The following is a 14,362-nucleotide window of genomic DNA, read 5'->3' as shown; positions in this document are numbered from 1 at the left end:
GCTAGGCTCGTCCGCCGACAGCGGACAGTTGGAAACCCCTCCAAGGCGGCGTTACAACCAGTTACGCCCTTGCCGTAAACCGCAGCGTCTAGGGTGTGGAGTGGCGTTATTCCTGGAACAGATTGAGCACGTAGTCGAGCGATAAGCCCTGCGCCTCGAGGTGGGTGCGCAGCTTGCGCCGCGCATCATGGATGAGCTTGTACAGCGCATTGCGATTGGTCTGCATTTGCTCGGCGACAATTTCGAGCGGCACGCCGCGCACGGCGACGGCGATCAAGGCTTGCTGCTGGCGTTCGGTGAGCACGTCGTCGAGCGTGGCTTGCACCTTGCCCAGAATTTCGGACTGTTCGGCGGCCCGTTCCGGGTTGAGCGGACGCGATCCGCCGACGAGCGTGGACGCGGGCGGCAGGACATCGCCTTCCGCGGTGATATGGTCGAGACTGAAGTCTTTGTAGCGGGCGCGGCGCAAATCACTGATCGCCACACGCACGGCGACGCGTGTCGCCCAGGTCGTGAACAGGCTGTCGCCGCGGAAGCTGGTGAGGTTTTCCATCACGCGGAGCGTGGCATCCTGCGCCATGTCCTGCGCCATCTGTGTTAGCTCATGCGTGGAAAGTCCGGTGAGATCGCTGCGTTCCCGGCTGAGGTAATAAAAAATGCCGCGTTGCAGGCGGGTTTGCAGGTCTTGAAGCGCCTCAGCTTGTCGCTCGCCCTCGCTCTGGAGGTCGGCAAGCCACTCTTCATTTGTGCGTTCGGTCATGGAATCCTAATCCGAAGTGCGCTTTGCCCTTCGATGATAACACGTCCCATCCACCGCAGCGCATGAGGATTAGCTAAAGCGTTCGAAACGGACATTCAGCACCAGAAAACCCAACCAAATTTCATCACCATCGCGCAGAATGCGCGCCTGGTTCGGAATGAGCTTTTGCCCGTTGAGGTAGGTGCCGTTATCACTCCCCTTATCGACCAGATGAATCGCGCCGCCTTCTTTGCGGATAATCGTCGCGTGCCGGCGGGAAACGCCTTTTTCAATCGCTTCGGCATCCGTGAGGTCGACCTCGGGGCGTTCGCCATTGTCCGGGTTGACGCGCCCAATGCGCAGTTCGCTGATCGTCCCGGCATCGAAGACAAACACCTTATCTAAATCTTTCACTTTCAGGATCAAGTTTGTGCGCGAATCGACTTTAGCGGATCCCCAGCGGGGTGTTCCCGGTTCGATATCCGTATTGCCCAGTCCACGCGTCGTCCCCATCGGCTCTGCTTTGATAGGAAGCCCACAGTGAGGACACGTAGTAACTGTTGCTTCAATTGGCCGCCCGCACCAAGGACATTCTGTCATGAAAGTCTTAACCTCAGTCATTTCACCGTACATTCCTATTTTATCCCTACTGTAAATTTTTCGATAGAAGATTATGAACGATCCCTGATCTTCGTTTTTCGTATGACACTAGTTGACGGTCTCGTGTATAATTTCGTTATGTTCATCAGGTTCATCGTGCAGCAGCTCCCACAAGACCGACTCCCCAACTCGTTCAACAGGTTCGGAGACTTTTTAGTGTGACCAACAAAACCCCAGACTCACAGAACAACAACGGCAATTCCCCGTTCTCCAATCGCAATGCCCAGCGCATTTGGATTGTGGCGGCGATTGTCGTCGCCCTCTTGTTCGTCGTGATTTTCGCGCAGCCCAACAATATTCCGCGTGGCAACAAAATCACGCTGGATCGCTTGGCGGAGGAAATTCGCGATGGCAGCGTGGTCGAGATTCAGGTGCGTGGTGGCAACGACGTTTACATCGAGCTGACCAACAACACCAACGCTTACTATTACAAGGAACGCGAAACCAATCTGCTGCAAGCGCTGCAGAATTTCGGCGTGACGCAGGAACAAATGAACAACGTTCGCTATTACGAGCAGCAGGGCGACAATACGACGAACCTGCTGTTCCAGTTGTTCATCGCCGTCATCCCCACGCTGATTATCGTGTGGCTGCTGTGGCGCATGATGCGTTCCGTCCGCACGGGGCAGGATCAGGCGTTGAGCTTTGGTCGCAGCCGGGCGCGCGTGGTGCGCGACATGGAACGGCCGCAGGTCACCTTCACCGATGTGGCGGGCGCGGAAGAAGCCAAACAGGAACTCGCGGAAGTCGTCGAATTCTTGAAAGAACCGGAAAAGTTTATTCGCCTCGGCGCGCGCATTCCCAAGGGCGTGCTGATGGTGGGGCCGCCCGGAACCGGTAAAACGCTGATGGCGCGCGCTGTGGCGGGCGAAGCGGGCGTGCCGTTCTTCAGCATCTCGGGTTCGGAATTCGTCGAGATGTTCGTCGGCGTGGGCGCGAGCCGCGTGCGTGACCTGTTCGAACGCGCCAAGGCGGAAGCCCCGGCGATTGTCTTTGTGGACGAAATCGACGCGGTCGGTCGGCACCGCGGCGCTGGCCTGGGCGGTGGTCACGACGAACGTGAACAGACGCTCAACCAGATTCTGGTCGAGATGGACGGCTTCGAGACGGGCACGAACGTGATCGTCATCGCGGCGACCAACCGCCCCGACATTCTGGACCCGGCGCTGCTGCGCCCCGGTCGTTTCGACCGTAAGGTCATCATGGATAACCCGGACCTCAAAGGTCGGCAGGACATCCTCAAGGTGCATGCCAAGGGCAAGCCGCTGGCCGCCGATGTCGATCTCGAATCGATTGCGAAGATCACCCCCGGGTTCTCCGGTGCGGATCTCGAAAATCTGATCAATGAAGCGGCGATCCTCGCGGCGCGCCGTAACAAGAAGTCGATTGGCATGAGCGAACTGCAGGAAAGCATGGAACGCGTGATCATGGGGCCGGAACGCAAGACCCGCGTGATCTCCGAAAAGGAAAAGCGGTCGATTGCCTTCCACGAGGCTGGACACGCCATCCTGCACCACCTGCTGGAACACGCCAACCCCGTGCACAAGATCACGATTGTGCCGCGTGGACGCGCGGGCGGTTACGTGCTCTCGCTGCCGGATACCGACATCTTCCTGCGATCACGCGAAGAGTTCGAAGACCAGATCGTGGCGGCGATGGGTGGACGCGCGGCGGAAGAGATTATCTTCAACCAGTTCACCACCGGCGCGAGCAACGACCTGCAGCAGTCGACCTCGATGGCGCGCAGCATGGTCACGCAGTACGGCATGAGCGACACGCTCGGCCCGCGCACCTTCGGCGGGGGCTCGGGATCGCTGTTCCTCGGTCGTGACCTGTACGAGCAGCGCGACTACAGCGAACAGGCGGCGGAAGAGATCGACAATGAAGTCAAGCGTATCGTGCAGACCGCTTACACGCGCGCCAAGTCGATTTTGACCGAGAACCGCGACAAGCTGGAACTGATCGCCAGCATCCTGATCGAACAGGAAACGCTGGATCGTACCGGCTTCGAAGAACTGATGGGCCGCGTGATGACCGAAGATCACACGCCGACCCCGCAGAACGACGATCAGGCTGCGACGGCGCAGTAAGTTCTATCACCCGTTGTCACGAACAGGACGAGCTTAGGCTCGTCCTGTTTTATTTCCGCTGGTGGTACGAGCACAGTGACCTCACCCCCGGCCCCTCTCAGGGGTAGGTTTTTAATTGTAGGGACGAGGCGAAGAAAACGGTGTTGGCTGGGGAAGCATGAAATACCTACCCCTGTTAGCACCCCGGCCCCTCCCCGAGCGTGAGTGAGGGGCGTCTGCGCGTATTGACATGGTTTTGAGCAAACATTATTCCCGTGCCCGGCCTTCGTGAGTGTGATCTGCTGCCGCTTTCAGGATATGATTGATGTCTTATAAATGACCGTACGACGTCAGGAACAAGCACTTTGACTTCAACAGTGCCGAAGCCCCGCCGGAGACTGGCGCTCTGGCGTAAACTCACCGAACCCCCAGCGCATATCACCGACCCCATGGCCCGCCAACAAGCGCGGATGCTGGCGCTGACGATTCTGCTGGTGCTGCCGCTGCTGATCGGCGCGATTATTGCGCGGCTCTGGATGGGAACGCCCCGCCCAAACTTGTGGATCGGCGTGCTGGGTTTGGGAATCAGCTATGGGCTGCTGCGCACGCGCTGGTGGAGGATTGCGCCGCTGCTGGCCGTGATCACCGCACTGCTGCTGCCCGTGTCGACCTTCTTCGCGCCTCCGAGCGAGCCCATTGCGGTCGGGGTTATCGTGCTGGTGTGGTACATCATCTGCCTGTGGATGATCTTTGTGCTGTATGGGACGCGGCTCGCCAGTCTCGGCGCGCTGCTGACCTATTGCATTTCGATGGCAATATACCCGTGGTTTCACCCCGGCGAGACGACCTACGTCCTGTTTGTGACGATTCTGTACGTGGGCGTCTTCCTCTCACTGCAAACCATCGCCTATGTACGCAGCGAGAATGAGAATGAACTCCAGCAGACGCTGCGCGAGGTGCATGATGCGCGCCGCCTCGCCGAAGCGCTGACCGAAATGACAGCCATTTTGTCGAGCACGCTGGATCTCGAAGAGGTGCTCGACCGGATTTTGCAGCAGATCGCCGGGATTGTGCCGTCAAGTTCCAGCGATATCATGCTGATCGAAAATGGCGTGGCGCGCATCGTGCGTCTGCGCGGGTTTCAAACGCGCGGCATTGAACAGCAAGTGCTGGATCTGCGCTTTCCACTGAGTCAATTCGCTAATCTGCGGCAGATGATCGCCTCGGGCGAGACTATTTTGATTGAGGACACGGCGGCGCATCCGGAGTGGGTGCCGATTCCGGTGGTGGATTGGATTCGCGCGGAACTGAGCGCGCCGATCCGGCTCGAAGGCGAGACCATCGGCTTTCTGAATCTGAGCGATGAACGACCGGGGGCGTTCACCCCCGCGCAGGCGCGGCTGCTGACGACGTTCGCAGTTCAAGCGGCCATCGCGATTCGCAACGCGCGCCTATTCGACGAGACGCGGCGCTACGCGACCGACCTCGAAAAAGAGGTCAATGAGCGCACGGCGCAGCTCCATTTGACGCACACACGGCTGCGGGCGATTCTCGACGCGACGGGCGAAGGTATCTTTTACACCGAAGGCGCGTACATCCAGTATGCGAACGCGGCGATGGCAGCGCTCACCGGGTACACGCAGCAGGAATTGATCGGCAAGACGCTGGACAGCCTGCGCGACCCAGGGTTGAACACGGGCGAACTGCAGCAGATCCGCGCCATGCCGCTCATGATCTGGAAGCATGGTGTGTGGCGCGGTGAGACGCGCCTGGTGCGCAAGGATGGCACGACGTTCTACGCCGGGCTCACGGTATCGCCGATGGGGAATCGTGGGCAGGCGGCGCTGCGCTCGGTGACACTGCTGCGCGACATCAGTCTGGAGCGCGAACTGGCGCTGCAAAAGTCACAGTTTGTGGCGCATGCCTCGCACGAACTGCGCACGCCGATCACCAACTTGAAGACGCGCCTGTATCTGCTGCGCAAACGCCCGGAAACCCTGCCCGAACAACTGCCCGTGCTGGAGGAAGTCGCGGAACGCATGAAGCGGCTGGTCGAAGATCTGCTCGACCGGACGCGGCTGGAACGCGGCTTGATCAATGTACGCTTTCAGCCGCTCGATCTGGTCAATTTGCTGCGGCGGGTGGCCGACTTGCAGCGTCCCGAAGCCGAGCAAAAGGGGCTGACACTCACTTTAGATGTGGACAGCCCGCCGATCATGGTCAGCGCGGATGGCGAGCGCTTGATTCAGGTGTTCACGAATCTGGTGACGAACGCGATCAATTACACGGTCAAGGGCGGGATCACGGTGAGTCTGCGGGTGATCGATGGCCGGGCACATGTCGATATTCAGGACTCAGGCGTCGGAATCGCGTGAGAACATCTGCCGCACATCTTTGAACCGTTCTACCGCGTGGTGAGTGATGTCGCGGGGACCGGGCTGGGCTTGAGCCTCGTCCAGCAAATCGTCACGCTGCACAATGGCGAGATTCAGGTGACGAGTCAGCCGGGCAAGGGGAGCTGCTTCACGGTCAGCCTGCAGCTGGCGCCGGGTGCAGCAGCGCTGCCGGAGGATGATCCGCCAAATGTGGTAGATTCAGGGCTTGGTTGACAGATCAGGGTTGAAGATACATTGACAGCACAACATACGGAACCGCCGTCGCTGCTGCATACGGTGCTGGTGACGACGCGCAACCTCCAGAGGCTGCCGGATGCCGTCGTCGCGGCACTGCTGCTTGGCGGCGCGGGGCTGGCCGCGCTCGCCTGGAGCGATCAAGGGGCGGCGCTGACCGCCGGAGTGAGCACGGGGATCGCCAGTTTTGGCGGATGGTTCATGCTGCGCCTGCTGCCCCGGCAGCGGCGCAGCTTTGGCCCGGAAAAAGCGACGACGCTGGCGCTCGCTGCGGCGATCACGCTGGTCATGCTCGGATTCGGTCTGCTCAACGCGGACTGGGTCGGGGCGGTCGCCGTCGTGGGGCTGATCCTCGGCGCGGCGGGTTACGCCACCTGGGTCGAGCCGTTCCGCCTCGGCGTGACGCACGAAACGCTGACCGCGGCGGGCTGGTCGACGCCGATTAAGGTGCTGCACATTGGCGATATTCACGTCGAGCGCATCACCGACCGCGAACGTAAGCTCAACCGATTGATTCATCTGCTGAAACCAGACGTGATCGTCTTTACGGGCGATTTCGTCAACCTGTCGTACACGCATGATTCGCAGGCGGAAGCTGACATCCGCACGATCATCGGGGAATGGCAGGCGCCGCTCGGCGTGTACTGCGTGCCGGGGACGCCGGGTGTCGAACCGCCCGAGCGCGTGCACGCCTTCGTCGCCGGGTTGGAGAACCTCACGCTGCTGCTCAACGCGTGGCATACCGTGGTGACTCCCGACGGCGCGCTGCACATCCTCGGGCTGATCACCACGCACGACCTGCCGACCGACCGCGCCGCCTTACAGACCGCCCTGCAGACCGCGCCGGCGGGCGGCCTCAAACTGCTGCTGGCGCATTCGCCGGATATCGCGCCGGAAGCCGCCGCCGCGGGGATCGATTGGATGCTGAGCGGGCATACGCACGGCGGGCAGATTCGTCTGCCGCTGGTGGGCGCGCTGCTCTCGGCGAGTCAGCTCGGCATGCAGTATGTGATGGGGCGCTACACCGTCGGGCGGATGACGCTCTACGTGTCGCGGGGCGTCGGCCTGGAAGGGTATGGCGCACCGCGCGCGCGCTTTTTGTGCCCGCCCGAGGTCATTTTGTGGAAAGTGCTGTAACGCAAGCGGCACTTTGCCTAACCTCACCCCTAAATCCCCTCTCCCAAGGGCGAGGGGACTTAAGATCTGCGCACGTCTCCCCTCTCCTCTAGGTTGAGGACAGGACACTTTTAACAATCGAGAGGATAGCGCTTCCAAGGGGCGTCCGTTGAGGGCAAAACGTGGACGCGCCGTTGCGCGTCCGTTACGAAATCTGTTTCCCCTCAAACCGGTGGGCCTTACATGGCTCCCAATGTTAAAACTGTCCTCTGTCAACCTCTAGGAGAGGGGTTGGGGGTGAGGTTGAGCATTTTCACCAATTGTGAACTAGGTTCATGGACGAGGCATGCCTCGTCCCTACAGATAACAACCTAATTGGACACCCTCTAAATCGCGTCCCTACGAAGACAAACGTGTCTTGGCTTATGTTGTTGGCTCACGTCTCTGAATTGGGGAAGGGGTCGCGGCGGTGTCCAACTTTTAGCGGAGAGCGGCCTAGAACTTGTGGCCTATTTCTATGAGAGCTTGGAGAGCGGTGCTCGGTTGTCGCTTGTCATTAGTAAGGCGTTTTGATACACTGCATATGGTTTGTACCGGAAAATGCAGGCAGATAAAGCCTATGCTGTTAGCCCTGTTGACTGCCGTGTACGTGGTGTGCGCATTTGCATTGACGGCGTTCGCCCTAGGCACAACCGTTCTCCTGATCGCTTATCTACGCTACCGTAACGAGGTTGTTACGCCTTTACAATTGCATAACTTTCCAACCGTCGCCGTCCAACTGCCGATCTACAACGAACTCTTCGTCGTGGAGCGGCTGCTGCACGCTGTGGCGGCGTTGGACTATCCACGTGACCGGTTATGGATTCAAATCCTGGACGACTCGACCGACTCGACGACCGAACTGGTCGCCCGGACGGTCGCTGCTTTGCAGCAGCAGGGCGTGAATATCGCCCATGTGCGTCGACCGAACCGCGAAGGTTACAAAGCGGGGGCGTTAGCGTACGGCATGACCCTCCTCAATGTGGAATATATCGCCGTGCTGGACGCGGACTTCGTGCCGCAGCCCGACTTTTTGCAGCGGACTGTCGCCTTTCTGGTGAGCAACCCGAAGATCGGCATGGTGCAGACGCGCTGGGGGCACCTCAACCCGGACGACAACGCGCTGACGAAAGGTCAGGCGCTGGCGCTCGATGGGCACTTTGTGGTTGAACAGACGGCGCGCAGCCGCGCTGGTCTGCTGATGAACTTCAATGGCTCCGGCGGGGTGTGGCGCGTCAACGCGATCAACGAGGCGGGCGGTTGGCGCGATGAAACGCTGACCGAAGACCTCGACCTGAGCTATCGCGCGCAGCTGCTCGGCTGGCGGTTTGCCTATATGCCCGATGTGGTGGTGCCGGGGGAACTGCCGGAACACATCGCCGCGTATAAGCAGCAGCAAGCGCGCTGGGCGAAGGGCGGCACGCAGGTCTTTCGCTTGATGATCTTCCCCGTGTGGCGGCATCCGCGCCTCACGCTGGGGCAGCGGCTCATGGCGACGATGCATCTGTGCCAGTACCTCGTCAACCCCGTGATCATGCTGATGATTCTGCTCACGCCGCCGCTGCTGATCATGCATGCGATCCAGCATTTGAGCCTGGGCGTGCTCGGCTTAGTCGGGTTGTTCCCACCGCTGCTGTACATCATCAGTCAGCAGGCGCTGTACGGCAATTGGAAGCAGAAAATTCTGGCGCTGCCCGCGTTGGTGGCGCTCGGCACAGGGATGGCGTGGAGCAACAGCCGCGCAGTGATCAGCGGGCTGCTGAATCGACGCGAAGAGTTCAAGCGCACGCCGAAGTTCGCGTCGGTCAAGGCGCGCAACCCGAACGGTTATGGCGGCCTGATGAAGCAGCGCGGCTTTTTGTGGGAAGTGCTGTTTTCGGCCTATGCGCTGTGGGGTGTGTGGGTCGCGGCGCGCTATGCGCCGGGGTATATTCCCTATCTGCTGGTGTATGCGGTCGCGTTTGGTGTGATGGCCTACTGGGGTGCGCGCGACGCGCTCGGCTTCGGCACGCGGACACAGTAAAGCGTCGCCTCACCACCAGCCCGTCTCCCAAGGGAGAGGGGCTGGCAGATTGATAAGCCTTATACAATGGACAGCGTGTCCCTACGAAGCGTGGATTGGTAAGGGGTGCAGATGCGGCTAATCGGATGGTTGCTGGCGTTAGGGGTGGTGATCGCGGCGGGCGTCGTGGCGCAGGCGCAGACGACTACGCCCGAGCCGATGTGCCCGAATGCCCCGCCGACCCGCTTGATCGTACATGAGCGCGCCCGCGTCTCGACGCAGGATCCGCGTCCGGTCAACATGCGGGCCGCGCCCGGCACGGAGAACGACCGCATCGCGCAAATCCCCTCGAATGAGATCTTCTTTGTGCTGCAAGGCCCCGTGTGCAGTGAACGTTACGCGTGGTATCGCGTCGATCATGAGGGCACGGTCGGTTGGATTGCCGAAGGGGACAATACGTCGTACTACGTTGAGGTGTATCCGCCGGGGTTGTAAGCCGGGTGAAAACAAAGGACGAGGCAGGCCTCGTCCTTTTTGATTCGCGTACCCGTTAGACGGCGGCGATTTCAGGTTCATTCACCCGGGCGTTCACGGTGAACAGGTGATGATAATGCTCTTCCAGCAGGTGATTCAACTGCAAGACCTGGCGTTCATGCACGAACGGAATGAGGGTATGAGGTAGGGTGACGAATACAGATTCGGCATCCAGTTCATCGGCGGCCTGCGCAATCGCTTCGGTCAACGATTCGTATCTGCACACATGCACCGAGACCGGCACGCCAAAGCGCGCAGCGATGGCCTTATAGCTCTTGATGTTTTCGCGTTCCGACGACGAGAATTGATAGTCGTGCGCTTCAATTCCCTGCCAGTTCAGCCGTTCGCAGGCGATCATCTCAACCAGCGCAATTTCAGCGCCGATCTCCTTGGCTCGCCGCGCCGCTACCTCGACGGCGGCAGTCGTCCAGCGTACATCTGCCATTTGCACCATCACGGTCGGTTGTAACATGGTATTACTCCTAAAAGTTTCCTATTTACCTTTAGTGTAATGTTAAGTGGGGGTAAATTGGGAGTTATCTTCATCCAAGTTTGGGGAGGTTGAATGTCATGGGGCGGATCACGGCGGGGCAGGACAGACCAGTTCGTTTTTGACCGATTTTGGGTGAGGTTTGGCCTTGAAATGAGGGGAAAAAGTGACCTCAGACCGGCTCTGAAAAGCATTGAGGCGTGGGTGATCTTAATCATTGAGATGCGCCCGAATAGACCTTAAGTGCAACCGCTCCCTAACTCCTGTTCCCAAAAGAGAAGACGGGGAGAAAATAAGAGATCAGCACCAGTTCTTTCCCGAATAAATTGAAAGATGTAGTTTTAATACTCGGGTGCATTGCAGTATGGTTGTGATGGAAAACTTGGTTCACGGACGCGCAACAGCGAGTCTGTTGCACCGACTTTACATTGAACATTTAATGCGGTGTCCCTACCACCGCTCGATCTCAAACTCCTCCCTCTGACCAACACTCCCCCGCGGCGCGGATTCCCTTCAAAATCGCCCACAAATCGGCTATGATTGCTACTCTAATTGAGACATGGGCTCAGGTTTGGCATGGACGTAGTACAGCAGCTTCTCATTGACCCCCTCACGCTCCCGTTTATGCAGCGGGCCATGCTGGCGGTCATCTTGATCGGCGTGGTCAGCGGCGTGATGGGCGCCTTCGTCGTCACGCGGGGCATGGCCTTCCTCGGCGATGCGCTCGCGCACACCATTTTGCCGGGCGTCGCCATCGGCTACCTCGCCAGCAACGGTGATCCGGGCTGGGTGCTGATCGGTGGATTGGGCGCAGGCGTGATCTCCGCGCTCGGGATTGGCTGGCTGACGCGCGGCGGCAAATTGAGCGAGGACACGGCCATCGGCGTGATCTTTGCCGGAGCGCTGGCGCTCGGAATCGCGCTCATTTCGACGGCCAACAACTACACCGCCGACCTGACGCATATCCTGATCGGCAACGTGCTGGCGGTTGGCAACGACGATCTGGTGCTGATCGCGGGCATCGGCCTGATCGTGATCGTCACGGTGATCCTCCTCTACAAAGAATTCCTGATCATCTCGTTTGACCCGACGCTCTCGCATACCCTGCGCCTGCCCGGCGAACCGCTGCGGATCGCCTTGCTGGTGCTGCTGGCGCTCACGGTCGTGATCAGCCTGCGGGCGGTGGGCGTGGCGATGGTGGCGGCGATGCTGGTCACCCCCGCGGCGGCGGCGCGCTTCTGGGTCAAGCGGATGTGGCAAATGATGATCGTCGCCGCGCTGATTGGCGCGGTTGGTGGCGTGGTCGGCATGTACCTCGCGTGGCACATCAACGGGATTGCGCCCAGTGCGACCATTGTGCTCACGCTCACGGCGATTTTCATTCTCTCCTACGTAGGGAAAACAGTGCTTTCCCGCCGCTGATTTCGCGTTACACTTTGGAACAGACACGAAATGAATCCCCTGTAGGGACGCTTTACAGACGCGCCGCCGCGGGTTCCTACGCCAAAAGTGAACTGGAGTATAGACGCATGCGTTGGTTTCGCTTCTTGATCATTGGGCTGGTTGCGCTGCTGGCAGTGACCACCCTGACCACCTCCGCGCAGGACGGTAACCTGCTGCAAGACCCGGGCTTTGAAGGCGCATATGTCGCGCGCGGCCGCCCGGACTTGAACACCGCTGCCCCGTGGGGGTTGTGGTCGGTAGACAGCCCGCGCAATTACGAATGGCAGAATCGCTCGGATCGCCTGTTCGCGTTCCCGCACCCAGCGCCGCCGGAGATTCACAGCGGCACCAAGTCGCAGAACCTGAACGGTGGTTATGTCACCTACACGGCGGCGGTCTACCAGACGGTGACCGTGCCGAATCGCGCCAATCTGGTCGGGAGCGCGTGGGCATGGGTGCACACCTGCAATATTGCGAAAGACGCGAGTGGCAACTTCATCGCGGATAACTGCGGCTCGGCGGTCGAATCGGGCGTGTACGTGCGCGTGGGCATCGACCCGAACGGCGGCACCAACCCCTACGATCCGGCAGTCGTGTGGTCGAACAACATCCAGCCGCATCAGCGTTGGGAACAGGCGACCGTGAGCGCCACCGCCAACGGGACGAGCGCGACGCTGTTCATTTTTGTCACGCAGGCGTGGCCCGCCGACATCAACCGCGCGTATTTTGACGATGCCTCGCTGACCGTGGGCGGCGCGGGTGGCGCGGCGGCTCCGGTCCCCGGCGTCCCGACCGCCGTCCCGACCCCGGCGACCGCGTCGTTCGTCGTGGCGCAGCCGCCCCAAGCGGACGGCTCGATCCGCCACCTGATTATGCCGGGCGACACCATGGCGGCGATCGGTTACGCGTATGGCGTCACCATCGACGAGATCATGGCGCTCAACCCGCAATTGCGCAGTCCGCGCTTCATCTCGGTCGGACAGTACCTGCTGATTCAGGAAGCGGACGCCGAAGGCGCGAGCAGCGCCGAAGGAGCCGCGCCCGCCGGAGTCGCGCCGCGTGCCATCATCAGCGATGAGGATCTGTTCCGCGGCGGCGACGGGTATCTGAACGGATCGCCCGGGCCAACGCCCGTCGGCATGTCGTAGATACAACCTCACCCCTGCCCCTCTCCTTTAGGAGAGGGGAAAGAGACTAACCTCACCCTAGCCCTCTCCTTGGATTCAGGGAGGAGAGTTAAGATTGACACCGTCCTCCTCAGCCCCTGGCCCTCTCCTTTAGGAGAGGGGAATAATGCGCTCCATTGTTCGGGGTTTGTGAAAAGCCTCTAAGATTCTCGCGTTGGGTGTAACGATCCTTCCTCGGCGTGCGTATAATCCCAGAGCATGATTGTCTGAGGAAGGAAAACCCGTGCTGCGACTGATCAGCCTGCTTGCGCTCGTCACCCTGCTGGCGGCTTGCAACGGAAACCCCACGCCCGAAGCGGAAGCGACCGTCGATTCGCTGGCGCTCATCACCGAGGCGGCGAACAACATTCGCGCCGCCGAAACATTCCGCATTGATGTGAATCAAGAAGGCCCGAATTACACCATTTACACCGAATACGCCCCGGTCTTGTTCCGCCGCGCCACCGCGCAGTACGTCGCGCCGCGAGAGATGCAGGCGCGCATCCGCGTGATCGCGCTCGGCCTGCCGATTGAGATTTCCGTGTATTCCCGCGGCATGGATCAATGGTATTCGGCGGTGTGGACGGGCGATAACTGGGTCAACGCGGCGTTTGCGCCGGGCTTCAACCCGGAAACGCTGATCGCCGAAGACACCGGCTTCCAGTCGGCGCTCAACGCGCTGATCGAACTGGAATATGTGGGCGAAGAAACGCTCGATAATGGCGCGTCGGTGTACCACATCAGCTCGCGGGCGCAGGGCGATCAGGTGGCGGCGCTGCTCGCCGGGCTGATCGAGCCGGTCGGCGATGTGACCGTCGACGTGTATGTGCAGCGTGAGACGCGCTTCCCCGTGCGCTTTGAAATCAGCGAGTTCAACAGCCCGTATGCGGAAACGCCCGAACCGGGTCAGGAAGCCGAGCCTGTTAAGTGGATCATCGACATCTATGACGTGAACGCCGCGCCAGATTTGAACGTGCCGCAGCTCGAAGCGACGGCGGAGGTCACGCCCGAAGCGACGGAAGGCGTCAGCGCGCCGAGTCTGCTGGGGAACGGGTCGTAGACCTGACGTTAGGATATGATCGTTGTTTCCGACCCCACCCCCGGCCCTCCCCCTTTCAGGGAGGGGGAGACAGATAGGGGCGTTGGTGAAGGAACGAGGCGTGAGGTTATTTCAGAATTAGCGTTTTGTCCAACCTCACCCCTAAATAGGCTTGTCCGGTATTGATTGAAGGTTTTCTATACTTCAACAAGAGTGACGGCGGTTCACCCCTCACCCCAACCCCTCTCCCACGCAAGCGGGGAGAGGGGCGAAAGCGGTCTTTTCTGTCTCCCCTCCCTGAATTCGGGGAGGGGCTGGGGGTGGGGTCAGACCATCTGAGTACCGGACAACCCTTAAATCCCCTCTCCGAAAAGAGGAGAGGGGAGAAAGATGGGGCGTTGGTGGAGCGACCCCGCCAAACGGGAGCCCCCCCCC

At 60.2% G+C, this 14,362-nt stretch carries 10 protein-coding genes and 2 pseudogenes; 8 read left to right on the top strand and 4 right to left on the bottom strand.

Translation table 11 applies throughout. The features are described from left to right. Window positions 1–106: 106 nt before the first annotated feature. From IPK17_RS38160 to IPK17_RS40910, 3 genes and pseudogenes are all read right to left on the bottom strand, one after another. On the bottom strand, window positions 107–760 hold the full coding sequence (locus IPK17_RS38160) for an RNA polymerase sigma factor (protein ID WP_343422994.1): 654 nt from the start codon (window positions 758–760) through the stop codon (window positions 107–109). Window positions 761–829: 69 nt separating this feature from the next. Beyond that, the gene (locus IPK17_RS38155; RefSeq protein WP_343422993.1) at window positions 830–1,252 is read right to left on the bottom strand and encodes an FHA domain-containing protein; all 423 of its coding nucleotides are present in this window, start codon (window positions 1,250–1,252) and stop codon (window positions 830–832) included. A gap of 18 nt (window positions 1,253–1,270) precedes the next feature. Further along, window positions 1,271–1,339: pseudogene (locus IPK17_RS40910) on the bottom strand (zinc ribbon domain-containing protein); the annotation flags it as partial. Window positions 1,340–1,557: 218 nt separating this feature from the next. Here IPK17_RS40910 and ftsH point away from each other — a divergent pair. From ftsH to IPK17_RS38130, 5 genes and pseudogenes are all read left to right on the top strand, one after another. Beyond that, window positions 1,558–3,489, top strand: coding sequence for an ATP-dependent zinc metalloprotease FtsH (gene ftsH / locus IPK17_RS38150; protein ID WP_343422992.1), 1,932 nt, complete (start codon window positions 1,558–1,560; stop codon window positions 3,487–3,489). 428 nt (window positions 3,490–3,917) lie between these two features. Continuing rightward, window positions 3,918–6,077 (top strand): annotated as a pseudogene (locus IPK17_RS38145) (ATP-binding protein). Window positions 6,078–6,098: 21 nt separating this feature from the next. Beyond that, window positions 6,099–7,235: a metallophosphoesterase gene (locus IPK17_RS38140; protein ID WP_343422991.1), complete on the top strand. Its 1,137-nt coding sequence runs from the start codon at window positions 6,099–6,101 to the stop codon at window positions 7,233–7,235. Between the two features lie 598 nt (window positions 7,236–7,833). Then, on the top strand, window positions 7,834–9,276 hold the full coding sequence (locus tag IPK17_RS38135) for a glycosyltransferase (RefSeq protein WP_343422990.1): 1,443 nt from the start codon (window positions 7,834–7,836) through the stop codon (window positions 9,274–9,276). 111 nt (window positions 9,277–9,387) lie between these two features. Then, on the top strand, window positions 9,388–9,750 hold the full coding sequence (locus tag IPK17_RS38130) for an SH3 domain-containing protein (RefSeq protein WP_343422989.1): 363 nt from the start codon (window positions 9,388–9,390) through the stop codon (window positions 9,748–9,750). A 55-nt stretch (window positions 9,751–9,805) separates the two neighbouring features. On the opposite strand, the gene IPK17_RS38125 is transcribed toward IPK17_RS38130, so the two are convergent. Continuing rightward, window positions 9,806–10,261 (bottom strand): hypothetical protein, encoded by a 456-nt coding sequence (locus tag IPK17_RS38125; RefSeq protein ID WP_343422988.1) that lies wholly within the window; start codon window positions 10,259–10,261, stop codon window positions 9,806–9,808. A gap of 594 nt (window positions 10,262–10,855) precedes the next feature. Here IPK17_RS38125 and IPK17_RS38120 point away from each other — a divergent pair. From IPK17_RS38120 to IPK17_RS38110, 3 genes are all read left to right on the top strand, one after another. Beyond that, window positions 10,856–11,701, top strand: a complete 846-nt coding sequence (locus IPK17_RS38120) for a metal ABC transporter permease (RefSeq protein WP_343422987.1) — start codon at window positions 10,856–10,858, stop codon at window positions 11,699–11,701. Between the two features lie 107 nt (window positions 11,702–11,808). Continuing rightward, window positions 11,809–12,870, top strand: a complete 1,062-nt coding sequence (locus tag IPK17_RS38115) for a LysM peptidoglycan-binding domain-containing protein (protein ID WP_343422986.1) — start codon at window positions 11,809–11,811, stop codon at window positions 12,868–12,870. A gap of 262 nt (window positions 12,871–13,132) precedes the next feature. Next, entirely contained in the window at window positions 13,133–13,948 is an 816-nt protein-coding gene (locus IPK17_RS38110; RefSeq protein ID WP_343422985.1) for an LppX_LprAFG lipoprotein, read from the top strand. Window positions 13,949–14,362: the final 414 nt, after the last annotated feature.

It is taken from the genome of Candidatus Flexifilum breve (genome assembly GCF_016713355.1).
Note: the sequence above shows the minus strand (reverse complement) of the source record. Positions and strands in the feature narration are given on the sequence as shown.